Origin of the sequence: Mycobacterium sp. SMC-2, assembly GCF_025263485.1 — a bacterium.
GTDB lineage: Bacteria > Actinomycetota > Actinomycetes > Mycobacteriales > Mycobacteriaceae > Mycobacterium.
In genome coordinates, this window is the sequence record NZ_CP079863.1 from 3,549,081 (window position 1) to 3,573,790 (window position 24,710).

General features: G+C 67.7%; 24 protein-coding genes and 1 riboswitch. Of the genes, 20 read left to right on the plus strand and 4 right to left on the minus strand.

Translation table 11 applies throughout. From position 1 onward, the window contains the following. The first annotated feature begins 68 nt into the window (after positions 1–68). The 3 genes from KXD96_RS16520 (at position 69) to KXD96_RS16530 (ending at position 1,692) form a co-directional block, all read left to right on the plus strand. A complete protein-coding gene (locus KXD96_RS16520; RefSeq protein WP_260737599.1) occupies positions 69–395 on the plus strand; it encodes a DUF732 domain-containing protein in 327 nt (108 codons plus the stop codon). Between the two features lie 101 nt (positions 396–496). Next, positions 497–817, plus strand: coding sequence for a DUF732 domain-containing protein (locus KXD96_RS16525; RefSeq protein ID WP_260737601.1), 321 nt, complete (start codon positions 497–499; stop codon positions 815–817). Positions 818–975: 158 nt separating this feature from the next. Then, the gene (locus tag KXD96_RS16530; protein WP_260737603.1) at positions 976–1,692 is read left to right on the plus strand and encodes an MgtC/SapB family protein; all 717 of its coding nucleotides are present in this window, start codon (positions 976–978) and stop codon (positions 1,690–1,692) included. Here KXD96_RS16530 and KXD96_RS16535 read toward each other — a convergent pair. Beyond that, positions 1,689–2,885: an NAD(P)/FAD-dependent oxidoreductase gene (locus tag KXD96_RS16535; RefSeq protein ID WP_260737605.1), complete on the minus strand. Its 1,197-nt coding sequence runs from the start codon at positions 2,883–2,885 to the stop codon at positions 1,689–1,691. The genes KXD96_RS16530 and KXD96_RS16535 overlap by 4 nt on opposite strands. A gap of 144 nt (positions 2,886–3,029) precedes the next feature. Here KXD96_RS16535 and KXD96_RS16540 point away from each other — a divergent pair, with 144 nt between their 5' ends. Together KXD96_RS16540 and KXD96_RS16545 are read left to right on the plus strand one after the other, a co-directional pair. Further along, positions 3,030–3,920 (plus strand): sterol desaturase family protein, encoded by an 891-nt coding sequence (locus tag KXD96_RS16540; RefSeq protein WP_396878823.1) that lies wholly within the window; start codon positions 3,030–3,032, stop codon positions 3,918–3,920. 94 nt (positions 3,921–4,014) lie between these two features. After that, complete coding sequence (locus KXD96_RS16545) at positions 4,015–4,695, plus strand: S1 family peptidase (RefSeq protein ID WP_260737610.1); 681 nt, start codon at positions 4,015–4,017, stop codon at positions 4,693–4,695. On the opposite strand, the gene KXD96_RS16550 is transcribed toward KXD96_RS16545, so the two are convergent. Further along, positions 4,692–5,144, minus strand: a complete 453-nt coding sequence (locus KXD96_RS16550) for a nitroreductase/quinone reductase family protein (RefSeq protein WP_260737612.1) — start codon at positions 5,142–5,144, stop codon at positions 4,692–4,694. The genes KXD96_RS16545 and KXD96_RS16550 overlap by 4 nt on opposite strands. A gap of 112 nt (positions 5,145–5,256) precedes the next feature. Here KXD96_RS16550 and KXD96_RS16555 point away from each other — a divergent pair, with 112 nt between their 5' ends. The 3 genes from KXD96_RS16555 to KXD96_RS16565 all read left to right on the plus strand — a co-directional run bounded on the left by KXD96_RS16555 (position 5,257) and on the right by KXD96_RS16565 (position 8,068). Next, positions 5,257–5,940, plus strand: coding sequence for a TetR/AcrR family transcriptional regulator (locus tag KXD96_RS16555; protein ID WP_260737616.1), 684 nt, complete (start codon positions 5,257–5,259; stop codon positions 5,938–5,940). A 120-nt stretch (positions 5,941–6,060) separates the two neighbouring features. Further along, on the plus strand, positions 6,061–6,561 hold the full coding sequence (locus KXD96_RS16560) for a VOC family protein (protein ID WP_260737619.1): 501 nt from the start codon (positions 6,061–6,063) through the stop codon (positions 6,559–6,561). Between the two features lie 34 nt (positions 6,562–6,595). After that, entirely contained in the window at positions 6,596–8,068 is a 1,473-nt protein-coding gene (locus KXD96_RS16565) for an FAD-binding protein (RefSeq protein ID WP_260737621.1), read from the plus strand. Between the two features lie 24 nt (positions 8,069–8,092). Here the strand turns inward: KXD96_RS16565 and KXD96_RS16570 are convergent, their stop codons facing one another. Continuing rightward, positions 8,093–10,018, minus strand: a complete 1,926-nt coding sequence (locus tag KXD96_RS16570; RefSeq protein ID WP_260737623.1) for an ABC transporter ATP-binding protein/permease — start codon at positions 10,016–10,018, stop codon at positions 8,093–8,095. 92 nt (positions 10,019–10,110) lie between these two features. Here KXD96_RS16570 and KXD96_RS16575 point away from each other — a divergent pair, with 92 nt between their 5' ends. From KXD96_RS16575 to gcvP, 12 genes are all read left to right on the plus strand, one after another. Continuing rightward, on the plus strand, positions 10,111–11,763 hold the full coding sequence (locus tag KXD96_RS16575; RefSeq protein WP_260737625.1) for an acetolactate synthase: 1,653 nt from the start codon (positions 10,111–10,113) through the stop codon (positions 11,761–11,763). 116 nt (positions 11,764–11,879) lie between these two features. Further along, positions 11,880–14,204, plus strand: a complete 2,325-nt coding sequence (gene secA2 / locus KXD96_RS16580) for an accessory Sec system translocase SecA2 (protein ID WP_260737627.1) — start codon at positions 11,880–11,882, stop codon at positions 14,202–14,204. Between the two features lie 153 nt (positions 14,205–14,357). Beyond that, positions 14,358–14,987 (plus strand): CDP-alcohol phosphatidyltransferase family protein, encoded by a 630-nt coding sequence (locus KXD96_RS16585; RefSeq protein ID WP_260737629.1) that lies wholly within the window; start codon positions 14,358–14,360, stop codon positions 14,985–14,987. After that, positions 14,980–15,900, plus strand: coding sequence for a DUF881 domain-containing protein (locus KXD96_RS16590; RefSeq protein ID WP_260737631.1), 921 nt, complete (start codon positions 14,980–14,982; stop codon positions 15,898–15,900). The genes KXD96_RS16585 and KXD96_RS16590 overlap by 8 nt, the downstream gene beginning before the upstream one ends. Before the next feature lie 55 nt (positions 15,901–15,955). After that, the gene (locus tag KXD96_RS16595) at positions 15,956–16,288 is read left to right on the plus strand and encodes a small basic family protein (RefSeq protein ID WP_007170008.1); all 333 of its coding nucleotides are present in this window, start codon (positions 15,956–15,958) and stop codon (positions 16,286–16,288) included. Positions 16,289–16,305: 17 nt separating this feature from the next. After that, positions 16,306–17,145, plus strand: a complete 840-nt coding sequence (locus tag KXD96_RS16600; RefSeq protein ID WP_260737670.1) for a DUF881 domain-containing protein — start codon at positions 16,306–16,308, stop codon at positions 17,143–17,145. 27 nt (positions 17,146–17,172) lie between these two features. Next, positions 17,173–17,571 (plus strand): glycine cleavage system protein GcvH, encoded by a 399-nt coding sequence (gene gcvH / locus KXD96_RS16605; protein WP_260737673.1) that lies wholly within the window; start codon positions 17,173–17,175, stop codon positions 17,569–17,571. 253 nt (positions 17,572–17,824) lie between these two features. Further along, positions 17,825–18,307 (plus strand): glycogen accumulation regulator GarA, encoded by a 483-nt coding sequence (gene garA / locus KXD96_RS16610; RefSeq protein ID WP_260737676.1) that lies wholly within the window; start codon positions 17,825–17,827, stop codon positions 18,305–18,307. After that, entirely contained in the window at positions 18,307–19,068 is a 762-nt protein-coding gene (locus tag KXD96_RS16615; RefSeq protein WP_260737678.1) for a MerR family transcriptional regulator, read from the plus strand. The genes garA and KXD96_RS16615 overlap by 1 nt, the downstream gene beginning before the upstream one ends. A gap of 105 nt (positions 19,069–19,173) precedes the next feature. Beyond that, positions 19,174–19,668 (plus strand): bifunctional nuclease family protein, encoded by a 495-nt coding sequence (locus KXD96_RS16620; RefSeq protein ID WP_007170013.1) that lies wholly within the window; start codon positions 19,174–19,176, stop codon positions 19,666–19,668. 284 nt (positions 19,669–19,952) lie between these two features. Further along, positions 19,953–20,558, plus strand: a complete 606-nt coding sequence (locus KXD96_RS16625) for a MerR family transcriptional regulator (RefSeq protein WP_260737685.1) — start codon at positions 19,953–19,955, stop codon at positions 20,556–20,558. Positions 20,559–20,652: 94 nt separating this feature from the next. After that, positions 20,653–20,750, plus strand: a riboswitch (glycine riboswitch). A gap of 173 nt (positions 20,751–20,923) precedes the next feature. Beyond that, the gene (gene gcvP / locus KXD96_RS16630; protein ID WP_260737687.1) at positions 20,924–23,761 is read left to right on the plus strand and encodes an aminomethyl-transferring glycine dehydrogenase; all 2,838 of its coding nucleotides are present in this window, start codon (positions 20,924–20,926) and stop codon (positions 23,759–23,761) included. 73 nt (positions 23,762–23,834) lie between these two features. On the opposite strand, the gene KXD96_RS16635 is transcribed toward gcvP, so the two are convergent. Next, positions 23,835–24,707, minus strand: a complete 873-nt coding sequence (locus tag KXD96_RS16635; protein WP_260737688.1) for a haloalkane dehalogenase — start codon at positions 24,705–24,707, stop codon at positions 23,835–23,837. Between the last annotated feature and the right edge of the window lie 3 nt (positions 24,708–24,710).

The window sequence follows — 24,710 nt, forward strand, 5'->3', positions numbered from 1 at the left end:
CGTCAGCCGCGAAAACGCCCGGCAACCAACATGTGTCGTCATTTTCACGTCGGAATGAGAGAAGGTAAGTGATGAAACGGCTACTAGCGCTACTAGGTGTTCCCATCGTGATCGGCCTGGCCGCACCGGCATACGCCGATCCTCCACCTGTTCCGGACGGTGACGACGGGGCCTTCCTCGCCGCACTGCATCAGACCGGCTTCAGCTTCGCCAGTCCGGACGCGGCAGTTGGAGCGGGCCGGGCGGTGTGTTCGTGCCTGAACAACGGTGAGTCGGGCCTGGAGGTGGTCCACGACGTGAAGACGCACAACCCGGGAATGGACATGGAGATGGCTTCCAACTTCGCCATGCTTTCCGCGAAGTACTACTGCCCGCACCAACTCAGCAAGGCCTGACCCGTGGATCAGCGGGCTCGCTGAGTTAGGCTGACGGGTAACACGATTCAGCCATGGACCAGCGCTGCAGCCAGCGTCGCACCATGAGACAATCACGAGCTATGAGGCTGCTGGTGGCGCTGATCGGCGTCTGGGCTGTGATCGGATTCGCCGCGCCCGCGTACGGCGAGCCGGATGCGGGCGGCGTCGACGAGGCGAGCTTTCTCGCGTCGCTGCGAAGCGCGGGCATCACCTACAAGACGCCGGAGGCAGCGGTCCAATTCGCCCAAGCGGTGTGCACTGCAATGGGCAACGGCGAGTACGGCCCCCAGATGGTCAACGATTTGAAAGGTCAAAACCCGGGGCTCACTACAGATCACGCCACGTCGTTTCTGGCGATCGCGGCGAAATTTTACTGCCCCCAGCAACTCAGCAAGAGTTAACCAGGCGCCGCCACAACCTCCGCCGGTTGCCCACAGGTTTCGGGCACGTGGCCGCATCGCATCTGGTTCCGTCGGGGGCCACCCACTGTTTACCTGGGCCTGGTTAGCTGCGGCTACAGCCGCGTGCGGGCGCCGCGAATGAGGGGGAAGGAGTGCCGATGGAGACGCTGAGTGTCGCCGATTTCGCACTCCGGCTCGCCGTCGGGGTGGGCTGTGGTGCCCTCATCGGCCTGGAGCGGCAATGGCGGGCGCGCCGGGCCGGCCTGCGCACCAACGCGCTGGTCGCCGGCGGCGCGACGTTGTTCGTCCTGTACGCCGCCGCCACCGCGGACACCAGCCCTACCCGGGTCGCGTCGTACGTGGTGTCCGGCATCGGATTCCTCGGCGGCGGCGTGATCCTGCGCGAAGGGGTCAACGTCCGGGGCCTCAACACCGCCGCCACCCTGTGGTGCTCTGCGGCGATCGGCGTCCTGGCCGCGTCCGGGCATCTGGTCTTCGCGTTGATCGGCACCGGTACCGTGATCGCGATCCACGTGTTCGGGCGCCCGCTGGGCCGGCTCATCGACCGCGACAACACCGGCGACGAAGACGAAAGTCTGCGGCCCTACCTGGTGCAGGTGATCGCCCGCCCGAAACACGAGAAGTATGCCCGCGCGCAGATCGTCCAGCACGCGAGCAGCAATGACATCACACTGCGCGGAATCCACACCGGTCAGGCCGGCGACGACGAGATCACGTTGACCGCACACCTGCTCATGGATGGCGATGCTCCATCCCGGCTGGAGCGGTTGGTGGCGGAGCTATCCCTGCAACCGGGAGTCCGCGCGGTGCAGTGGTACGCCGGGGACGAAGTGCAATCGGACGGGCGTCGCTAGGGGCGCGACTGCAGCTCCGGTGCCGCGGCGGCCAGCAGGTCAGCGCGGTTACCGGTCAGCGGCGGGTAGATCCGCCGGGTGTTGATCGTCCGCTTCGTGTCCTTGGCCCGCGCGCCGGTCGACACCACTGCCCGGTCCCACCCTTCGGTATAGACCGCGCCGGCCGGTCCCAGATCGAGAACCGTGACATACCAAGGGATTCGGAGGGCCAACAGCGGCTCCCCGAACAGGTCGCTGACGACGTTGTACCCGGCATAGCGGCCCATCGGGCGGCCGTGTTGGCACGACATCACCGATAGGTGGTCGCCGTCCATGCGGGCGGCGGCGACGTCGCCCGCGGCGAAGACCGCGGGCACCCCGATTACCCGCAGATAGTCATCGACGGCCACGCGTCCCAGGGCATCGCGCGCCACCGACAGCTGCTCGGTCAGCGAGCTGGCCCGCATACCGGCGCACCACACCACCGTGCCCGCCGCCACGTGCTCTCCCGAGGTGAGCGACACGCCGCGCTCGCCGACCGCGGCGATGGACACTCCCGCTCGCGTCTCGACGTCGTTGGCCGTTAGCGCTTCCTCGATCACCGGACGCGCCGAGGCGCCCATATCGGAGCCGATGCGGCTGCGATCCAGCAGCACCACCCGGGGAGCGACGTTGCTACCAGCGAACAGCCGCCGCAACCTGTCCGGTAACTCGCAGGCCACTTCGATACCGGTCAGCCCCGCCCCGACCACGACGACCGTGCCCGCCGCGGCCGTCGGCGAACCGTCAGCGAGCTGACGCAGATGGTCCTGTAACGCGAGGGCACCGTCATGGGTGTCGACGTCGAAGCCGAACTCCCGCAGGCCCGGTATGGCGGGTTTGAGTACGTGGCTGCCCGATGCCAGCACCAGCCGGTCGTAGTCGTACGTCACGCCACCCGATGTGGCGACCGTGCGCGAGTCGTTGTCGATGGCGGTCACCTCGGCGGTGACGTGCGTCACTCCGACGGGGTCCAGCAGGTGGGCGAGCGGGATGCGGCAGGGGCTCAGGTCGGCCTCGTAGTTGCGCACCCGGATGTCGTGGAATGGTCGGGCGGCCAACACGGTGATATCGACCCTGCCGGGCGGGATGGCGAGCTCGTCGAGCCGGCGGGCGGCGCCGAGCGCCGCCCACAATCCGGCAAACCCCGAGCCGATCACCACCACAGCGGTCAACTGCTCACCACCTCACGTCGGTCGATCCCGTCAGCACAGTGTGGGCCGCATGCCGGACCAAGGCGACCCGGCTGTCCCTCTGATCGTCGTAGTCTTATCCCTGTGAGTTCGCTTTCAAGTTTTGTGTCCGCGCTGCCCCCGCAGATGCGGGACCCGGTGCTGCTCGCCATTCCCTTCTTCTTGCTGCTGTTGACACTGGAATGGTCGGCGGCCCGCAAGCTGGAAAGCATCGCCGAAAACGCGCGGCCGGTCTCCGGTGCGTACCTCACCCGCGACTCGCTGGCCAGCATCTCCATGGGACTGGTTTCGGTGGGCACCACCGCCGCGTGGAAGACCCTGGCGCTGTTCGGCTACGCCGCGATCTATGCCTATCTGGCGCCCTGGCACCTCTCGGTGGGCCGGTGGTACACGTGGGTCATCGCGCTCGTCGGCGTCGACCTGCTGTATTACGCCTACCACCGGATCGCGCACCGGGTCCGGCTGATCTGGGCGACGCACCAGGCCCATCACTCCAGCCAATACTTCAACTTCGCCACCGCGCTGCGCCAGAAGTGGAACAACAGCGGCGAGATCCTGATGTGGGTGCCCCTGCCGCTGTTGGGGATCCCGCCCTGGATGGTGTTCTTCAGCTTCTCGATCAGCCTGATCTACCAGTTTTGGGTGCACACCGAGCGGATCGGCAAGCTGCCACGGCCCTTCGAATTCATCCTCAACACCCCGTCGCATCATCGAGTGCACCACGGAATGGACCAGATCTACCTCGACAAGAACTACGGCGGCATTCTCATCATCTGGGACCGGCTTTTCGGCAGCTTCCAGGCCGAGTTGTTCCGGCCGCACTACGGCCTGACCAAGCAGGTCGACACGTTCAACATCTGGAAGCTGCAGACCCGCGAATACGTCGCGATCGCCCGCGACTGGCGGTCGGCGACCCGCCTGCGTGATCGCCTGGGCTACGTTTTCGGCCCGCCCGGTTGGGCGCCGCTCACCGCGGACCAGATCGGGGCGGCCGTCCCTGTCGCGACCGCGACGTAACGCCTGCCGCGGACGGCGCGAAGACTTCTGCGTAACCGAAAGTCACGCCGTAATCTCAAATTGGTCGAGATTTGGCCCCGACGGATCGGAGTTCATGGTGCGTCGCCTGGCAATGCGCGCATTCACCGCGTCGATCACCGTCGCCGCGCTCGCGCAATCGCTGCCGCCTGGGCCCGCTGAAGCTGACCCCGTCGTGGTCTATCCGGGCATGGAGATCCATCAGGGCAACCGCGTCTGCACGCTGGGCTACGTCGACCCCGGCCTCAAGATCGCGTTCACCGCGGGGCACTGCCGGGGCGGCGAGGGGGTCGTCACCGACCGGGGTGGCGCGGTCATCGGCCGCCTGGCGGCCTTCCGGGACAACACCCCCAGCGGTACGACGGTGGCCACCGACCAGTTGATCACCGACTACGAGGCGATCGTGCTGGACAACGGCGTCATGGCGAACAACGTCCTGCCGGGCGGGCGTCAACTGATCTCGAATCCCGCGGCGGCGCTGGCCCCCGGACAAGCGATCTGCCACTTCGGCGTGAGCACCGGCGAAACCTGCGGGACGGTGGAAAGCGTGAACAACGGCTGGTTCACCATGTCGCACGGTGTACAGAGTCACAACGGAGATTCGGGCGGGCCGGTGTACCTGCCTTCCAGCGCCGGTCCCGGGCTGCTGGTGGGAATCTTCAACAGCGTCTGGGGGGACTTCCCGGCGGCGGTGTCATGGCGGGCGACCTCCGAAGAAGTCCGCGAGGATCTCGGGGTGGCGCGGGTCGCTCGCTAAGTGGCGCCCGCCTCCGAGAGCGCGAACACCGGGATGGTTGGTGCGACAGCGCGGAACTGCTCGTCGGTGCTGTCCGGGGTCAGTCCCGCGACGTAGTCCTTGACCTGCCAATACCAGCGGTCCAGATAGCGCCGCAGCAGTTCCGGTTTGGCCGCGTCGGCCACCTCGGTGACCCGGGAGCGCCTCCTGCGCCAGCGGGGTCCCGTCTCGACGACGCCCGCGGCCCTCACGTTGCGCGCCCACTGGGTGTTGCCCCGGGGTGAGACCAGGTACTCCACGCCGTCGACGGTCAGCAGGTTGATCACCACTGACCGCGGTTTTCCGCTTTTGCGCCCGCGGACCCGCAAGGCGCGGGTCCCGGCGATGCTGACCCCCATCTCGGCGAGCCAGCGGATCACCACGTTGGCGGCTCGCACGGCCCCGTTCGGCTCTTCGTAGCGCGTGGACATGTCGGTTCCCCTCTCGCAACCTTTCGAGAGCAGTGCTCTCTAGGTTGGGCACATTGCCACACTTCCGGCCAGAAAGCAAGAGCGGTGATCTCGTTTGTGCCAGACTGACCGTGTGGGCAAACGCCAGGAAACCCGGGAGCAGATCGAGGCCCGCATCATCGAGCTCGGTCGCCAACAGCTGGTGGAGCGCGGCGCGGCCGGGTTGTCCGTGCGTGCGATCGCCCGGGACCTCGGCATGGTGTCGTCGGCCGTGTACCGGTACGTGTCCAGTCGCGACGAGTTGCTGACCTTGCTGCTGGTCGACGCGTACGCGGACCTGGCCGACACGGTGGACCGGGCGCGCGAGACGGTCGGGGACCTCTGGAGTGACGACGTCATCGCCATCGCCAGGGCGACACGGCAGTGGGCCGTCGCGCACCCCTCCCGCTGGGCCCTGCTGTACGGCAGCCCCGTGCCCGGGTATCACGCACCGCCGGAGCGCACGGTGACCGTGGGAACCCGCGTGGTGGCGGCGTTCTTCGACGCCGTCGCGGCCGGGATCGCCACCGGAGACATCAGGCTGACAGATGTCATTGCGCCCCAACCGATGTCGTCGGACTTCGAGCGAATTCGCCATGAGTTCGGATTTCCCGGCGACGACGAGGTCGTCGCCAAGTGTTTCCTGCTGTGGGCGGGGGTGCTCGGTGCCATCAGCCTCGAGGTGTTCGGGCAATACGGCGCCGACACCCTGACCGACCCCGAGGCGGTGTTCGACGCGCAGCTTCGGCTGCTGGTGGACGTGCTGGGGCAGCATTGACGGCCCCGGCCCGGAATTAGAACACGTTCACCCAGCTTTGCCCCGGCGTGAGCGGCCCGCCACGGCAAAGTTTTCCCGGCCCTTTCTGGCGGCCGAGCCACTGGACTATCCTGCGAGACGATGACCCTTCCCGTTCAATCGCCGACGCAGATCGCGTGGGTTACCACCGACCTCGATGCCACCGAAACCGCTCTCACCGGCTTGTTAGGCGTGCGCAAATGGGTGCGGATACCCGAGGTGCACTTTGCTCCGGACGCCTGCAGCTACCGTGACCGGCCGGCCGATTTCGTGGCCAGCATCTCACTGAGCTATCTCGGTGACATGCAGTTGGAACTGATCCAACCGGTGCGCGGCGAGAACATCTATAGTGACTTTCTGCGCGAATCCGGGCCGGGCCTGCACCACATCTGCATGGAGGCCGAAAGCTCGGAGCAATTCGAGGCGGCGTTGGCCGAGGCCGTGGAATTCGGGGCCCCGGTTGTGCAGCAAGGAGTGATGCCCGGCGGCATCCAGTTCGCCTATGTGTCAGCGCCGCAAGCGGCCGTGCCGTTTGTGGAGATCGCCTATATAGCGCCCGAGATGAAGGCGTTTTACGACTACATCAAACAGGAGCAGCGGTGAGCCGCGCGGGCACTGATGAGAAGGAGTGGCGCCAATGAGCACCGAGATTCCGGCAACGGTCAGCGCGGGCGACGTCACGTCATGGTCCGACGACGTCGACGTGCTGGTGGTCGGGTTCGGCATCGCGGGCGGTTGCGCCGCCGTCAGCGCGGCGGCCGCCGGGGTGCGCGTGCTGGTGCTGGAGCGGGCCGCCGCGGCGGGCGGCACGACTTCGCTTGCCGGGGGCCATTTTTATCTCGGCGGGGGAACGGCGGTTCAGCAGGCGACGGGTCACCCCGACTCGCCGGAGGAGATGTACAAGTACCTGGTCGCCGTGTCCCGGCAGCCGGACTACGACAAGATCCGGGCGTACTGCGAGGGCAGCGTCGAGCATTTCAATTGGCTGGAAGACTTGGGTTTTCAGTTCGAGCGCAGCTATTTCCCGGGCAAGGCGGTCATCCAGCCCAACACCGAGGGCTTGATGTTCACCGGTAACGAAAAGGTGTGGCCCTTCCTGGAGCAGGCGGTGCCGGCACCGCGCGGCCACAAGGTGCCCGTGCCCGGCGACACCGGGGGCGCCAGCATGGTGATCGATCTGCTGCTGAAGCGCGCAGCCAGCCTAGGCGTGCAGATCCGGTACGAGACGGGCGCCACCGAGCTCGTCGTGGACGGCTCGGGCGCGGTGAGCGGTGTCATGTGGAAGCACTTCACCGAAACGGGTGCGATCAAGGCGAAGTCGGTGATCGTCGCTGCCGGGGGATTCGTGATGAACCCGGAGATGGTTGCCAAGTACACGCCGAAGCTGGCCGAGAAGCCGTTCGTGCTGGGCAATACCTACGACGACGGCCTGGGCATCCGGATGGGCGTATCGGCGGGCGGTGCCACCGAGCACATGGATCAGATCTTCATCACCGCCCCGCCATACCCGCCTTCGATCCTGTTGACCGGGATCATCGTGAACAAGCTCGGCCAGCGCTTCGTCGCCGAGGACTCCTACCACTCCCGGACGGCCGGGTTCATCATGGATCAGCCGGACAGCGCTGCGTATTTGATCGTTGATGAGGCGCACCTGGAGCACCCCAAGATGCCGCTGGTCCCGCTGATCGACGGATGGGAAACCGTCCCGGAAATGGAAGCCGCGCTTGGCATTCCGAAGGGCAATCTGGTGTCCACGCTGGAGCACTACAACGCCTATGCTGCGCAAGGCGAGGACCCCGACTTCCACAAGCAACCGGAATTCCTTGCGCCGCAAGACAAAGGACCATGGGGCGCATTCGACATGTCGCTGGGCAAGGCGATGTATGCCGGTTTCACCATCGGTGGTCTGGCCACGTCCGTGGACGGCGAGGTGCTGCGTGAGGACGGCACGGTCGTGCCGGGCTTGTATGCGGCCGGCGCGTGCGCGTCCAACATCGCCCAGGACGGCAAGGGCTACGCCAGCGGCACCCAGCTGGGGGAGGGCTCCTTCTTCGGGCGCCGCGCCGGAGCGCACGCGGCCCGCCGGGCCGGGGAAGCAGAGGCGCGTTAAGACCCGAGGGGACGTCCAAGCGCGCTACACCCGCGCCGGCTCCTTCTTCTCCTCCACCGGCCCCAGCCGCCACGGGCCGCCGCCGAGCAATTGCAGCTCTTGTTCGTGGTGCTGCTCGACCGTGGGCCGATGACTGACGCTGACAACCACACAGGCCGGCAGTTCGGCCCGCAGCAGTTGATAGAGCGCGAATTCCAGCCCCTCGTCCAGCGCGGAGGTGGCCTCGTCGAGGAAGACCGCCTTGGGCTTGGTGAGCAGGATGCGGGCGAAGGCGACACGCTGCTGCTCGCCCGGGGAGAGCACCTTGGCCCAGTCCCGCTCTTCGTCGAGCCGGTCAACTAGCGGAGCCAGCGCGACTTTGGTGAGTACCTCACGCAGCTCGTCATCGGAGACGTCATCCGGCGACTTCGGGTAGCACACGACGGTGCGTAGGGTGCCAAGCGGCACGTACGGCAGCTGCGACAGGAACATCGTCGCGTTGTCGCCGTCCGGACGGCACAGGGTCCCCGAAGCGTACGGCCACAACTCGGCCAGACTGCGCAGCAGCGTGGTCTTGCCGGCACCGGAGCGCCCGGTGATCACCAGCGAATCACCCTCGGCCAGTTGAACATCGAGGGGATCGATCAATCGGTCGCCGGCCGGCGTGCGCACCTCGACGTCGCGAAGCTCGACGGCCGTATCCTCGCTGGGCTTGACCAGCATGGTCGGCAGCGCGCGACCCTTTTCGTTGGCGTCAACCAGGCCGTGCAACCGGATGATCGACGCCCGGAAGGCCGCGAACGCGTCGTAGTTATTGCGGAAGAACGACAGCGAGTCCTGGATATTGCCGAAGGCCGTCGCGCTCTGGCCCACGTCGCCGAAGTCGATCCGGCCGGCGAACAACCGCGGAGCCTGAATCACCCACGGCAGCGGGACGATCGCCTGCGACACCGACCAGTTCCAGCCGTTGAAGATGATGGTCCGGCGGACGAACTTGCGGTAGTTGTCGATGATCGGGGTGAAGCGCCGCCACAACTGCGCCCGCTCGACGCGCTCGCCGCGGTAGAAGCCCACCGCCTCGGCGGCGTCCCGCAATCGCACCAGGGCATAGCGGAACGCGGCGTTGAGCTTCTCGTTGTTGAAGCTGAGCCAGATCAGCGGATGCCCCAGCCAGATCGCCACCAGCGTGGCGATGAGCACGTAGACCAGGACGGTCCAGAACATCGCACGCGGGAACTCGACGCCCAACACGTTCAGGTTCCCGGACAGGTTCCACAGGATCGCGGCGAAGGAGATCACCGAGGCCACCGCGTTGACGGCCCCGAACAGCAAGGTGCTTCCGGTACCGTTCGACGGGATGTTCGGGGTACCACCCGCGTTCGCGGTGAAGATGTCGATGTCCTGCTGGATGCGCTGGTCGGGGTTGTCGATGGTGTGGTCGATGAACAGGTCCCGGTAATAGGCCCTGCCGTCTAGCCAGTCGTCGGTGAGATGGGCGGTCAGCCACATGCGCCAGGCGATGATGAACCGCTGCGTCAGATAGATGTCGATCATGAACCGGGTGACGTACAGGACCGCCAGCACGCTGAAGATCGCGATCGACATCCAAAACCCGTGGATCCCGGATTGTTTGACGACCGCGTCGTCGGCCGCAAGGCCCTGTACCGCCTTCTGCACCGCCGTGTACAAGTCGTTGCCCTGGTAGCTGAGCAACACCATCAGCCGCACCGAGAGCAGCACCGAGAACAACAGCACGCCGAGCATCAGCCACACGCGGACGCTGTGGGCCCCGACGAAGTACCCGCGGGTGATCCGCCAGAATTGTCGGCCCCACGGCGTGAGATACCTGAACAGCACCAGCACGGCGAAGAGGCAGACGGCGGCGATCAGCCACGCTACGGCGACCCATCGCAAGGAATCCACGGCCGCCGCCGACCAATCGATCGAGGGCTTGAACGGTTTTGGGCCCATGTCGCTGTCTCCTCGGGGTCGAGCTGGTGGACGCTCCTGGAACTTCAAATCCTCCGGCGAAGGTACCCGACGCATCTGGATAGGCTGCGGTTATGAGCACCGACGCCATCCCCACACAAACATTGCACGCCGGCCGGCTCATCGCGCGGCGTCTGCGGGCCAGCGGTGTCGACACCGTCTTCACGTTGTCCGGCGGCCACCTGTTTTCCGTTTACGACGGCTGCCGCGAGGAGGGCATTCGGCTCATCGATACCCGTCACGAGCAGACCGCGGCGTTCGCCGCCGAAGGGTGGTCGAAAGTGACGAGAGTGCCCGGCGTCGCCGCGCTCACCGCAGGCCCCGGCGTCACCAACGGGATGAGCGCGATGGCGGCGGCTCAGCAGAACCAGTCGCCCCTGGTGGTACTGGGCGGCCGGGCGCCCGCGCAGCGGTGGGGTATGGGCTCGCTGCAGGAGATCGATCACGTGCCGTTCGTGGCGCCGCTGGCCCGCTTCGCCGCCACGGCACAGTCGGCCGAGGACGCCGGCCGGCTGGTCGACGAGGCGTTGCGCGCGGCGGTCGGCGCCCCGTCGGGCGTCAGCTTCGTCGACTTCCCCATGGACCACGTGTTTTCCATGTCCGAGGATCACGGTCGCCCCGGCGCGCTCACCGACCTGCCGCCGGGGCCTGCCGTCGGGGACCTGGACGGCGGCGCGCTCGGCCGGGCCGCCGGCCTGCTATCCGCGGCCAAGCGTCCGGTGATCATGGCGGGCACCAATGTCTGGTGGGGACACGGGGAGGCGGCCCTGCTCCGCCTCGCCGAGGAACTGCGAATCCCGGTGCTGATGAACGGGATGGCCCGCGGCGCGGTGCCCGCCGATCACCCGTTGGCGTTCTCGCGGGTGCGGGGAAAAGCGTTGGGCGAGGCCGATGTTGCGCTGATCGTCGGGGTGCCTATGGACTTCCGGCTCGGCTTCGGCGCCGTGTTCGGGCCACAAACCCGGCTGATCGTGGCCGACCGTGCCGAACCCGAGCGCAAACACCCCCGCCCGGTTGAGGCCGAGCTCTACGGCGACCTGTTGTCGATACTCGCCGCGCTGGCCGCCGGTGGTCGGACCAACTACGAAGACTGGGTCGACGAATTGCGGACGGCCGAAATCGCCGCTCGCGGAAAGGAAAAGGCCGAGCTCGCCGACGACCGCATCCCGCTGCATCCGATGCGGGTGTACGCGGAGCTGGCGCCGATGCTGGACCGCGACGCGATCGTCGTCATCGACGCCGGTGACTTCGGGTCCTACGCCGGACGGGTGATCGACAGCTACCAACCGGGCTGCTGGCTGGACAGCGGCCCGTTCGGCTGCCTCGGCTCGGGTCCCGGTTACGCCCTGGCGGCCAAGCTGGCCCGGCCGGACCGCCAAGTCGTCCTTCTGCAGGGCGACGGCGCCTTCGGCTTCAGCGGCATGGAGTGGGACACCCTGGTCCGGCACAACGTGCCCGTCGTCTCGGTGATCGGCAACAACGGGATCTGGGGGCTGGAGAAGCACCCCATGGAGGCGTTGTACGGCTATTCCGTGGTGGCGGAGCTGCGTCCGGGCACCCGCTACGACGAGGTGGTGCGCGCCCTGGGCGGCCACGGTGAGCTGGTGTCCGCGCCCGCCGAGTTGCGGCCTGCGCTGGAACGCGCCTTCACCAGCGGCCTGCCCGCCGTCGTCAATGTCCTCACCGACCCCAACGTCGCCTATCCCCGCCGGTCCAACCTCGCCTGACGCGTCGGCCTGAGCTCACGCAAAGCGCGAGCGTGCACAGATGTACGGCGCCGCCCGGCGTGTCGCGGGCAAACACGCACGCTCGCGCCCGGTTGCGGCTCGCGTACCGTTGACCTGTGCCAAAGACCACCCGCGCGCAACCCGGCCGCCTGAGCAGCCGATTTTGGCGACTGCTCGGCGCCAGCACCGAAAAGAACCGCAACCGTTCCCTTTCCCAGGTCACCGACTCGTCCGAATACAACGATGAAGCGGCCGGCCTCACCGACGAGCAGCTGCGCAAGGCCGCGGGGCTGCTCCAGCTGGACGACCTCGCGGAATCCGATGACATCCCGCAGTTCCTGGCGATCGCCAGGGAGGCGGCCGAACGGGCCACCACGCTCCGCCCGTTCGACGTGCAGCTGCTGGGTGCGCTGCGCATGCTCGCCGGCGACGTCATCGAAATGGCCACCGGCGAAGGCAAAACGCTCTCCGGGGCGATCGCGGCGGCCGGCTACGCCCTGGCCGGGCGGCACGTGCACGTGGTGACCATCAACGATTACCTGGCCCGCCGCGATGCCGAGTGGATGGGCCCGCTCATCGAGGCGATGGGGCTGACGGTCGGCTGGATCACCGCCGAGTCGACGAGCGAGGAGCGCCGCGCCGCCTACGGCTGCGACGTCACGTACGCCTCGGTCAACGAGATCGGGTTCGACGTGCTGCGCGATCAACTCGTGGTCGACGTCGACGACCTGGTGTCACCCAACCCCGACGTGGCCCTGATCGACGAGGCCGACTCGGTGCTGGTCGACGAGGCCCTGGTGCCGCTGGTGCTGGCCGGCACCACGCACCGGGAGACGCCGCGCCTGGAGATCATCAAGCTGGTCGGTGAGCTGGAAGCCGGGACCGACTACGACACCGACTCCGACAGCCGCAACGTCCACTTGACCGACGTCGGCGCGCGCAAAGTGGAGAAGGCGCTCGGCGGCATCGACCTGTACTCCGAGGAGCACGTCGGCACCACCCTGACCGAGGTCAACGTCGCGCTGCACGCGCACGTGCTGTTGCAGCGCGACGTGCACTACATCGTCCGGGACGACGCGGTGCACCTGATCAACGCCGCGCGCGGGCGCATCGCGCAGCTGCAACGCTGGCCGGACGGCCTGCAGGCCGCCGTCGAGGCGAAGGAGGGCATCGAGACCACCGAAACGGGCGAGGTGCTTGACACCATCACAGTGCAGGCGCTGATCAACCGCTACGAAACCGTGTGCGGCATGACCGGCACCGCGCTGGCCGCCGGGGAGCAGCTGCGCCAGTTCTACAGGCTTGGCGTGTCCCCAATTCCGCCGAATGAGCCCAACATTCGCGAGGACGAATCCGACCGCGTCTACATCACCGCCGCCGCCAAGAACGACGCGATCGTCGCGCACATCGCCGAGGTGCACGAGACCGGGCAGCCGGTGCTAGTCGGCACCCGCGACGTGGCCGAATCCGAGGAACTGCACGAGCGGCTGCTGCGCCGCGGCGTGCCCGCCGTGGTGCTCAACGCGAAGAACGATGCCGAGGAGGCGGAGGTCATCGCCGAGGCCGGCAAGTTCGGGGTGGTCACCGTGTCGACGCAAATGGCGGGGCGGGGCACCGACATTCGGCTGGGTGGCTCCGACGAAGCCGACCACGACCGGGTCGCCGAGCTCGGCGGGCTGCATGTGGTCGGCACCGGACGGCATCACACCGAGCGACTGGACAACCAGCTGCGCGGGCGCGCCGGACGCCAGGGCGACCCCGGCTCGTCGGTGTTCTTCTCGAGTTGGGAAGACGACGTGGTGGCGGCCAACCTGGACCACAACAAGCTGCCCATGGAAACCGACGAGGACGGCCGGATCGTCAGCCCCAGGGCGGCCGGGCTGCTCGACCACGCCCAGCGCGTCGCCGAGGGCCGGATGCTGGACGTGCACGCCAACACCTGGCGCTACAACCAGTTGATCGCCCAGCAGCGGGCCATCATCGTCGATCGGCGTAATACCTTGCTGCGCACCGCAACCGCGCGTGAGGAGCTCGCCGACCTGGCGCCCAAGCGGTACAAGGAGCTGTCCAAAGACATCGAAGAAGATCGGCTGGAGAAGATCTGCCGGCAGATCATGCTCTTTCACCTCGACCGCGGCTGGGCCGACCATCTGGCGTACCTGGCCGACATTCGGGAAAGCATCCACCTGCGGGCGCTGGGCCGGCAGAACCCGCTCGACGAGTTCCACCGGCTGGCCGTCGACGCGTTCGCGTCACTGGCCGCGGACGCGATCGAGGCGGCGCAGCAGACGTTCGAGACGGCGAACGTCCTCGAAGAGGAACAGGGCCTGGACCTGTCCAAGCTGGCCCGGCCCACCTCGACGTGGACCTACATGGTCAACGACAACCCGCTGTCCGACGACACCCTTTCGACGCTGAGCCTGCCGGGGGTCTTCCGCTAGGTGCCCTCGGACGCCGAACGCGCGTCCGGCCGCGCCCTCGGCGTTCGACTCGGCGGATTGCTCAACTCGCCCCCTCGCCGCCATGCGGCTGGGGGTGCCCCCACCGCGGTCCGCGCTGCGGACCGCTTGGTCGCCGGGCTAAGGTCACGGCTTATGGAGCCGGCGCTTCCGCCCAACCGGGTGCTGACGGTGCCCAACGCGCTGAGCGCCATTCGCCTGGTGCTCATCGGCGTTTTCGCCTACGCCCTGCTGGTCGCGCACGCCAACGGTTGGGCGGTAGGGATCTTGATGTTCAGCGGTGCGTCCGACTGGGCCGACGGCAAGATCGCCCGGGTGCTCGACCAGTCCTCGCGGCTCGGCGTTCTGCTCGACCCGGCGGTCGACCGCCTCTACATGATCTGCGTTCCGGTCGTCATGGCGGTGAGCGGGATCGTGCCGTGGTGGTTCGTCGCGGTCCTGCTGGTGCGCGACGGGCTGCTGGCCGCGACGCTGCCGGTGCTGTGGAGCCGCGGGCTGTCCGCGCTGCCGGTGACCTACATCGGGAAGGCCGCCACGTTCGCGCTGATGTCCGGTTTCCCGCTGGTCTTGTTGGGGTCGTGGGACGCCCTGTGGAGCCGGGTAGTCGGGGCCTGCGGCTGGGCGTTCCTGATCTGGGGCATGTATGCGTACCTGTGGGCGTTCGCGCTCTACATGGTGCAGATGACGTTGGTCGTCCGGCGGATACCCCGGCTCAAACACGGTGCAGGCCGTCCCGCCGAGCCCAAGACGGTCGAGCATGGCTGAGCCCGACCGCCTGCTGGGCGGCTACGACCCCAACGCCGGGCGCAGCGCCCACGTGGCGTCGCGGCCGACGCTGATCCCGGTGCCCTCCCTGCTGCGCGCCCTGCTCTCCGAACACCTGGATCCCGGTTACGCCGCGGCCGCGGAAAAGCGTCGCGACGCGGACGCGGGCGGGCGCGCACGCGCCTTCGGCTGGCTCTGGCAGGCGCTGGCGGCTCTGCTGATCGCCACGGTCTTCGCCGCCGCCGTCGCGCAGGCCCGCTCGGTTGCCCCCGGCGTGCGTTCCGCGCAGCAGTTGCTGCTGGGCAACGTGCGTTCGACGGAGGACACCGCGACCAAACTCGCCCAGCGCCGCGGCGAGCTGTCCGCACGAGTCGACGACGTGCAGCGCCGCGCTCTGGCCGACGACGCCGAAGGGCAGCGGCTGTTGGCGCGTCTCGACGCGCTCGGCCTGCCGGCGGCCAGCCGCGCGGTCATCGGTCCCGGCCTGAAGGTGACCGTGACCGATCCCGGTGCCAGCCCGAACCTTTCCGATGTTTCCAAGCAGCGGGTCAGCGGCAGCAGGCAAATCATCCTGGACCGGGACCTGCAGCTGGTCGTCAACTCGCTGTGGGCCAGCGGCGCCGAGGCGATCTCCGTCGGCGGGGTCCGCATCGGGCCCAACGTGACCATTCGGCAAGCCGGCGGGGCGATCCTGGTCGACAACACTCCCACCAGCAGCCCGTACACGATCCTGGCGGTGGGGCCGCCCCGCGCGATGCGAGACGTCTTCGACCAGAGCTCCGGACGACAGCGCCTTCAGCTGCTTGAGGTCTCCTACGGTGTCGGGGTCACCGTGGACGCCGCGGACGGGCTGACGCTGCCCGCCGGATCGATCCGGGATACCAAATTCGCCAAACAGATTGGGCCACAGTGAGAAAAGTCTTCGGCAGACCTCTCCCCCTGTGCGAGTCAACGACGGGGGATCGAGCATGATCGGCATCGCGGCGCTGGCGATCGGAATCGTGCTCGGCCTCGTCTTTCACCCCGCCGTGCCCGAGGTCGTCCAGCCGTACCTGCCCATCGCCGTGGTCGCGGCGCTCGACGCGGTGTTCGGCGGGTTGCGCGCCTATCTGGAGCGGATCTTCGACCCGAAAGTCTTCGTGATCTCGTTCGTGTTCAACGTTTTCGTGGCTGCCCTGATCGTTTACGTCGGCGACCAACTGGGCGTGGGCACGCAGTTGTCCACCGCGATCATCGTGGTGCTGGGAATCCGCATCTTCGGCAACGCCGCCGCGCTGCGGCGCAGGCTGTTCGGGGCGTGACGGGGGATGAAGTGAGCATGAGCCAGGACCCGCCCGACGGCGCCGCCGAAAGCCGTGACGCAGCAAGCCCGGCGCAGCACGGCCGCCACGAACTGCCGGCCGACAGCGCCCGCCCCGAGATCGGGCCGGTGCGGCGCACCGGACTGTCGGGGCTGATCCGCGGCGGGCGGTCCCGGCTGGCGTTCGGGACGTTGGCGGCGCTGCTGTGCCTGCTGTTGGGCATCGCCATCGTCACGCAGGTCCGCCAGAACGAGTCGGGGGATTCGCTGGAAACGGCGCGCCCCGCAGACCTCCTGGTGCTGTTGGATTCGTTACGGCAACGGGAGGCCACCCTCAACTCCGAAGTGAGCGAACTGCAGAACACGCTGAATTCCCTGCAGGCGTCCGGCAACAACGACCAGGCCGCCATTGCGGCCGCGCAGGCCAAGCTGGCGGCGCTGTCGATCTTGGCCGGCGCGGTGGGCGCCACCGGGCCGGGCGTCACCGTCACGATCGAAGACCCCGGGCCCGGGGTCTCGCCGGAGGTGATGCTCGACGTGATCAACGAACTGCGCGCCGCCGGCGCCGAGGCGATCGAAATCAACGATGGGCACCAATCCGTGCGGGTAGGTGTCGATACCTGGGTGGTGGGTATGCCTGGCTCGCTGACCATCGACACCAAGACGCTGTCGCCCCCGTATTCGATTCTGGCTATTGGGGATCCACCGACCCTGGCCGCAGCGATGAACATTCCGGGCGGTGCCGAGGACAGCATCAAGCGCGTCGGTGCGCGGATGTCCGTCCGGCAGGCCGACCGAGTGGACGTGACCACCTTGCGACAACCGAAACCGCACCAATACGCTCAGCCCGTCAAGTGAGCAATCCGCAACAGAACAGGACTAGCTGTGAGCGAAATCCCGCCCGATCTGCACTACACCGCCGAACACGAGTGGGTTCGCCGAAGCGGTGAGGACACCGTACGGGTCGGGATCACCGACTTCGCGCAGTCGGCGCTGGGCGATGTCGTCTTTGTCCAGCTGCCCGAGGTCGGCACCGAGCTGACCGCGGGTGAATCGTTCGGCGAGGTCGAGTCGACGAAGTCGGTGTCGGACCTGTACGCCCCGGTGTCGGGCAAAGTGTCCGCGGTCAATACCGATCTGGAGGGCAGTCCGCAGCTGGTCAACTCCGAACCCTACGGGGCCGGGTGGCTGGTGGATGTCCAGGTGTCCGACGCCGCCGCATTGGAGGCGGGCATCGCGTCGCTGCTCGACGCTGGGGCCTACCGCGGAACCCTGACCGAATGACGATTGCTAATGTGCCTGCCAGCCCCGCGCGGCGACGCGAACGGCGTGGCAGGCCGGCGGGGGGAGAGGCGGGCAATCGGTCTTTCGATCCTCGGGTGGGGGCACGTTGCAGACCCATGCGCGGTACCGTCGACAGAGCGACACATGAACGCACCAGCCTTAGTAATCGGCAGTACCGGGCGAAGAAACCCAGTGAGCAGCCGGCCGAGCGGCCCGGTCAGACAACGCCACAGCGGCCAGTGAGGAGCAGCGCGTGACGGACATGGACTCCGATATGGGGAAAGACCAGACCTCTGACGAAGTCACGGTGGAGACGACCTCCGTCTTTCGTGCCGACTTCCTCAACGAGCTCGATGCTCCGGCGCAGGCGGGCACCGAGAGCGCGGTATCCGGGGTGGAAGGCCTGCCGGCCGGCTCGGCGCTGCTCGTCGTCAAACGGGGACCCAACGCCGGTTCGCGATTCTTGCTCGACCAGCCCACCACGTCGGCGGGCCGGCATCCCGACAGCGACATCTTCCTCGATGACGTCACCGTCAGTCGCCGCCACGCCGAATTCAGGTTGGAAAACAACGACTTCAGCGTGGTGGATGTCGGTAGCCTCAATGGCACCTACGTCAACAGGGAGCCCGTCGATTCGGCGGTGCTAGCCAACGGCGACGAGGTGCAGATCGGCAAGTTCCGCTTGGTGTTTTTGACCGGCCCCAAGCAGGGTGAGAACGGAGGATCCGGAGGCTAGTGAGCGCACCCGATAGCCCGGCACTGGCCGGGATGTCGATTGGGGCGGTCCTGGAACTGCTGAGGCCGGACTTTCCCGATGTCACGATCTCCAAGATCCGCTTCTTGGAGGCCGAGGGACTGGTGACGCCGCAGCGCGCCGCGTCGGGCTATCGCAGATTCACCGCGTACGACTGCGCGCGGTTGCGGTTCATCCTGACCGCGCAGCGCGATCACTACCTACCGCTCAAAGTCATCCGGGCGCAATTGGACGCCCAACCCGACGGTGAACTGCCGCCCTTCGGCTCGGCCTACGCCGCGCCGCGGCTGGTGTCCGTGGCCGGGATCGGGCAGGCCGGCGCCGAGCCGGGCTCCGGGGCCGGATCCGACACCGCTGCGGTGGCGCCTTCGAGCATCCGGCTGAGTCGTGAAGCTCTGCTCGAGCGCTCCGGGGTGGGCGACGACCTGTTGACGGCGCTGCTCAAGGCGGGGGTGATCACCACCGGCCCCGGCGGCTTCTTCGACGAGCACGCCGTCGTCATCCTGCAATGCGCACGGGCGCTGTCGGAATACGGCGTCGAGCCGCGACACCTGCGGGCTTTCCGCTCCGCGGCCGACCGGCAATCCGACCTGATCGCCCAAATCGCCGGGCCGGTAGTCAAAGCCGGTAAGGCCGGCGCCCGCGATCGCGCCGACGACCTGGCGCGCGAGGTGGCGGCGCTTGCCATCACGTTGCACACGTCGCTGGTCAAATCCGCCGTTCGCGACGTTCTGCATCGCTGAGGACTAGACTTCGTCGATAGCTTGGTGTTCAGCGGCACAGCGGTAATTCGGCGTCGTCGTTGCACCGAGCACCGACACGGCAGCATATGCGGAGGGCAGACACAAATGGGTGAAGTTCGTGTTGTCGGCATTCGCGTGGAGCAGCCGCAGAACCAGCCGGTTCTGTTACTGCGCGAAACCGACGGCGACCGATACCTCCCGATCTGGATTGGTCAATCGGAGGCTGCCGCCATCGCGCTCGAGCAGCAGGGCGTCGAGCCGCCCCGCCCGCTGACGCACGACCTGATCAGGGATGTCATTGCTGCGCTTGGCCATTCGCTCAAAGAGGTGCGGATCGTCGACCTGCAAGAGGGCACCTTCTACGCCGACCTGGTCTTCGACCGCAACATCACCGTGTCGGCGCGGCCGTCGGACTCGGTGGCGATAGCGCTGCGCGTCGGCGTTCCGATCTACGTCGAGGAGGCCGTCCTGGCCCAGGCCGGCCTGCTCATCCCCGACGAGAGCGACGAAGAGGGGGGCACCGCCGTCCGCGAGGACGAGGTGGAGAAATTCAAGGAGTTCCTCGACAGCGTTTCTCCCGACGATTTCAAGGCCACTTAGACCCTTTTGCGGCCCCCTCTGCCGGCTTGGCGGACCCCGCCGGGCGGGTACTACCGTGGACACCGACATCACGGATCTGTCTCAACTATCACCGGTATGTCGACACGCCTGGCGGATAGCGCGCTCACTTAGCCCGGCGGCAGCCATACTTTGATCACGACTTAAGGGCGCGGTGGCTATCGAACAGCGTAAGCTCTCTAGCACTCGGGCCTGAGCAAACGTGGCTGCGATGCAGCCAGTGACGCAGCTGGAAACGAAAGCGCGATCGGCGAGAGGAAACCCCCGTGAGCGAGCAGCCACGCCAAGAACAGCTGGACCTAGCTGACCACCCGACCGCCGCGCCGGAAGCGCCCGTGCAGCCAGGACTGTTCCCCGACGACTCCGTGCCCGACGAGTTGGTCGGGTACCGCGGCCCGAGTGCCTGCCAGATCGCCGGAATCACCTACCGCCAGCTGGACTACTGGGCGCGCACCTCGCTGGTGGTCCCGTCGATCCGCAGCGCGGCGGGCTCGGGTAGCCAGCGGCTCTACTCGTTCAAGGACATCCTGGTCCTCAAGATCGTCAAGCGGCTGCTCGACACCGGGATCTCGCTGCACAACATCAGGGTTGCGGTCGACCATCTGCGCCAGCGCGGCGTGCAGGACCTGGCGAACATCACGTTGTTCTCCGACGGCACCACGGTTTACGAGTGCACGTCGGCCGAAGAGGTCGTCGACCTGCTGCAGGGTGGGCAGGGCGTGTTCGGCATCGCCGTGTCCGGCGCCATGCGCGAGCTGACCGGCGTGATCGCCGACTTCCCCGGCGAGCGGGCCGACGGCGGCGAGTCGATCGCCGCCCCGGAAGACGAGCTGGCGTCCCGGCGCAAGCACCGCGACCGCAAGATCGGCTGATTGCTTCCCGGCGAGCGACCACTTCTGTACGCCCGCAACGGCGTGTCCCCGTACCAACACGGTCGCTCGCGACCACGTAGACTGGGCCCCGCATCGCACTCGTGCGGGAGAGTTTCGTGACGGCCAGCCACGGACGCCGAAGGAGCAACACCTCTCCGCTAACCTCTCAGGCACCCGGACCGCGCGAGTTAACGATGCCTCTGGAAAGCGGTGACGATCCCTAGCGGTCGACACCCGCCGATGGGGAAAGGCGCGCGGGTCAGCACCCGGCGCCGAATCTCTCAGGCGCCCGGTGAACGGGTGAAGACAGAGGGAGAGGGCCCCTAGTCCTCTGCCTTCGTCACCGCCACACCAGGAGTTCGCCAGTGCCCGACCAAGCAACCTTCGCAGCCCGCCACATCGGCCCGGACGCCCAGGCCGTCGCGGCCATGCTTTCCGTCATCGGTGTGGATTCGCTGGACGAGCTGGCCGCCAAGGCGGTTCCCGCGGGCATCCTCGACAAGCCCACCGCCAGCGGGGCGGCGCCGGGGCTGGACGCGTTGCCGGCCGCCGTCACCGAGACCGAGGCGCTGGCCGAGCTGCGGGCACTGGCCGAGGCCAACACGGTGGCCGTCTCGATGATCGGGCAGGGCTACTACGACACACTCACCCCGCCGGTGCTGGTGCGCAACATCCTGGAAAACCCGGCGTGGTACACCGCCTACACGCCGTATCAGCCCGAGATCAGCCAGGGCCGGCTGGAGGCGCTGCTGAATTTCCAGACGATGGTGGCCGACCTGACCGGACTGGAGGTCGCCAACGCCTCGATGCTCGATGAGGGCACCGCGGCCGCCGAGGCCATGACGCTGATGCACCGCGCGACCCGTGGCACGTCGCACCGGCTGGCCGTCGACGCCGATCTGTTCGCCCAGACCGCGGCCGTATTGGCGACGCGGGCCCAGCCGCTGGGCATCGAGATCGTCACCGCCGACCTGCGTGACGGCCTGCCCGACGGCGAGTTCTTCGGCGTCGTCACCCAGCTGCCCGGCGCCAGCGGCCGGATCACCGACTGGGCGGGCCTGGTGGAGCAGGCCCACGATCGTGGCGCACTGGTCGCGATCGGCGCCGACCTGCTGGCGTGCACGCTGATCACTCCGCCCGGCGACATCGGTGCCGACGTCGCGTTCGGCACCACCCAACGATTCGGTGTGCCAATGGGATTCGGTGGCCCGCACGCCGGATACCTGTCGGTGCACTCCAAGCATGCCCGCCAGCTGCCGGGCCGGCTGGTCGGCGTGTCGATCGATGCCGACGGGTCCCCGGCGTACCGGCTGGCGCTGCAGACGCGCGAGCAACACATCCGCCGCGACAAGGCGACCAGCAACATCTGCACCGCTCAGGTGCTGCTGGCGGTGCTGGCCGCGATGTACGCCAGCTACCACGGCGCCGACGGGCTGGCCGAGATCGCCCGTCGCGCGCACGCCCACGCCGAGACGCTCGCCGCCGCGCTGGCCTCGGCGGCCGACACGGCGCTGGTGCACGAGGAGTTCTTCGACACCGTGCTGGCCCGGGTTCCGGGGCGTGCCGATGAAGTGGTGGCCGCGGCCAAGGCGAAGGGCGTCAACGTGTGGCGCGTCGACGCCGACCACGTGTCGGTGGCCTGCGACGAGGCCACCACGGACGCCCATGTGGCTTCCGTGCTGGAGGCGTTCGGCGTGCCGGCTGCCGGGCCCGTCGCCGTCGACATCGCGACCCGCACCTCGGAGTTCTTGACCCATCCGGCGTTCACCCAGTACCGCACCGAAACGGCGATGATGCGCTACCTGCGCACGCTGGCGGACAAAGATGTCGCATTGGATCGCAGCATGATTCCGCTCGGCTCGTGCACGATGAAGCTCAACGCCGCCGCGGAGATGGAACCGATCACCTGGCCGGAGTTCGCCCGTCAGCATCCGTTCGCCCCGGCGTCGGACACGCGGGGGCTGCGTCGCCTCATCGGTGACCTGGAGCGCTGGCTGGTGCAGATCACCGGCTACGACGCCGTGTCCCTGCAGCCCAACGCGGGCTCGCAGGGCGAATACGCCGGCCTGCTGGCCATCCACAACTACCACGCCAGCCGGGGCGAACCGCACCGCAACATCTGCCTGATCCCGTCCAGCGCGCACGGCACCAACGCGGCGTCGGCGGCGTTGGCCGGCATGCGGGTGGTCGTGGTCGCCTGCCATGACAACGGCGACGTCGACCTCGACGACCTGCGCGCCAAGGTCAGCGGGCACGGCGACCAGCTGTCGACGCTGATGGTCACCTATCCGTCAACCCACGGCGTCTACGAGCACGACATCGCCGAGATCTGCGCCGCGGTTCACGACGCCGGCGGCCAGGTGTACGTCGACGGCGCCAACCTCAATGCGCTGGTCGGCCTGGCGCGGCCCGGGAAGTTCGGCGGCGACGTCAGCCACCTCAACCTGCACAAGACGTTCTGCATCCCGCACGGGGGCGGGGGACCGGGGGTCGGCCCGGTGGCGGTGCGTTCGCACCTGGCCCCCTTCCTGCCGGGCCACCCGTACGCTCCCGAATTGCCCCAGGGCCATCCGGTGTCGTCGGCGCCCTACGGGTCCGCCTCCATCCTCCCGATCAGCTGGGCCTACATCAGGATGATGGGCGCCGACGGCCTGCGGGCGGCGTCGCTGACCGCCATCGCCTCGGCCAACTACATCGCCCGCCGTCTCGACGAGTACTTCCAGGTGCTCTACACCGGGGAGAACGGGATGGTGGCCCACGAATGCATCCTGGATCTGCGCGGGATCAGCAAGTCGACCGGCGTGACCGTCGACGATGTCGCAAAACGGTTGGCGGACTATGGTTTTCATGCCCCGACGATGAGCTTCCCGGTCGCCGGGACGCTCATGGTGGAGCCCACCGAGAGCGAGACCCTGACTGAGGTCGACGCCTTCTGCGAAGCCATGATCGCCATCCGGCGCGAGATCGACCGGGTCGGCGCGGGGGAGTGGCCCGTTGACGACAATCCGCTGCGGGGCGCGCCGCACACCGCGGAGTGCCTGCTGATCGCCGAGTGGGAGCACCCGTACACCCGCGAAGAGGCCGCCTATCCGCTGGGCAAGGACTTCCGGCCTAAGGTGTGGCCGCCGGTGCGGCGCATCGACGGCGCCTACGGCGACCGCAACCTGGTCTGCTCGTGCCCGCCGGTGGAGGCGTTCGTCTAGCGCACCGACCGCGAGCGTAATCTCCCTGCGAAATTCGGCAGCATTTTTCGCGGTGTGGTTACGGTCGCGGGCCTCAACCGAAACGCTCGATGATCGCCGCGGCGATCTGATCCGGTGCATCCTCCTGGATGAAGTGCTTGGCGTTGGGCAGCTCGACCAGGACATGGTCGGGGAACGTCGCGCGCATGCGCGGCAGGGAGGGGCCGGGCCGAAACGCGAAATCCTTCATGCCCCAGACGAACAGGGCGGGTTTGCCGCCCAGCCGGGCCGGCACCTCCCGGGCGAGCCGTCCCAACAGGGGAGCGGCGGCCAGGATCTGCTTGGGCATCTCGGCGACGCCCCTGCGCGCGTCGGGGCTAGGCTGCACGGCCCGGTAATGCTGCATCACCGCTGCGCTGGGGCGGTGCTGGGTGCCCGCGGGGATGAGACGCTCGACAAAGAAGTTGCGGCGCAGGATCGCGTATTGCATTGGCGGGCTTGACATCACCCGGCTGAACAGCTTGGTGGTCAACTCGTCCGTCGGCCAGAACCAGGTGTTGCCCAGGATGACGCCGCACACCCGCTCGGCCCGTTCCACCGCGACCGCCATGCTGATGGGGCCGCCCCAGTCCTGGCCCATCGTCAGGTAGCCGTCCAGACCGAGGTGGTCGATGAACTCGCCGACCACCCGGGCGTGCTCGTCGATCTTGTAGCCGAACCCCGCCGGTCGATCCGAAAGCCCGAACCCGAGGTAATCCGGTGCGATGCAGCGGAACCGGTCCCGCAGCGCGACGACGACGTTGCGATACAGGAAGCTCCACGTCGGATTGCCGTGGCAGAACAGGATCGGCGGCCCTTTGAAATCGGAGGGGCCTTCGTCGATGTAATGCATCCGTCCCCGGGAGCTGTCGAACCAGCGCGACCGGAACGGGTAGAGCTGGGGGTCGGGGGTGAAATCGATGCCCACAAC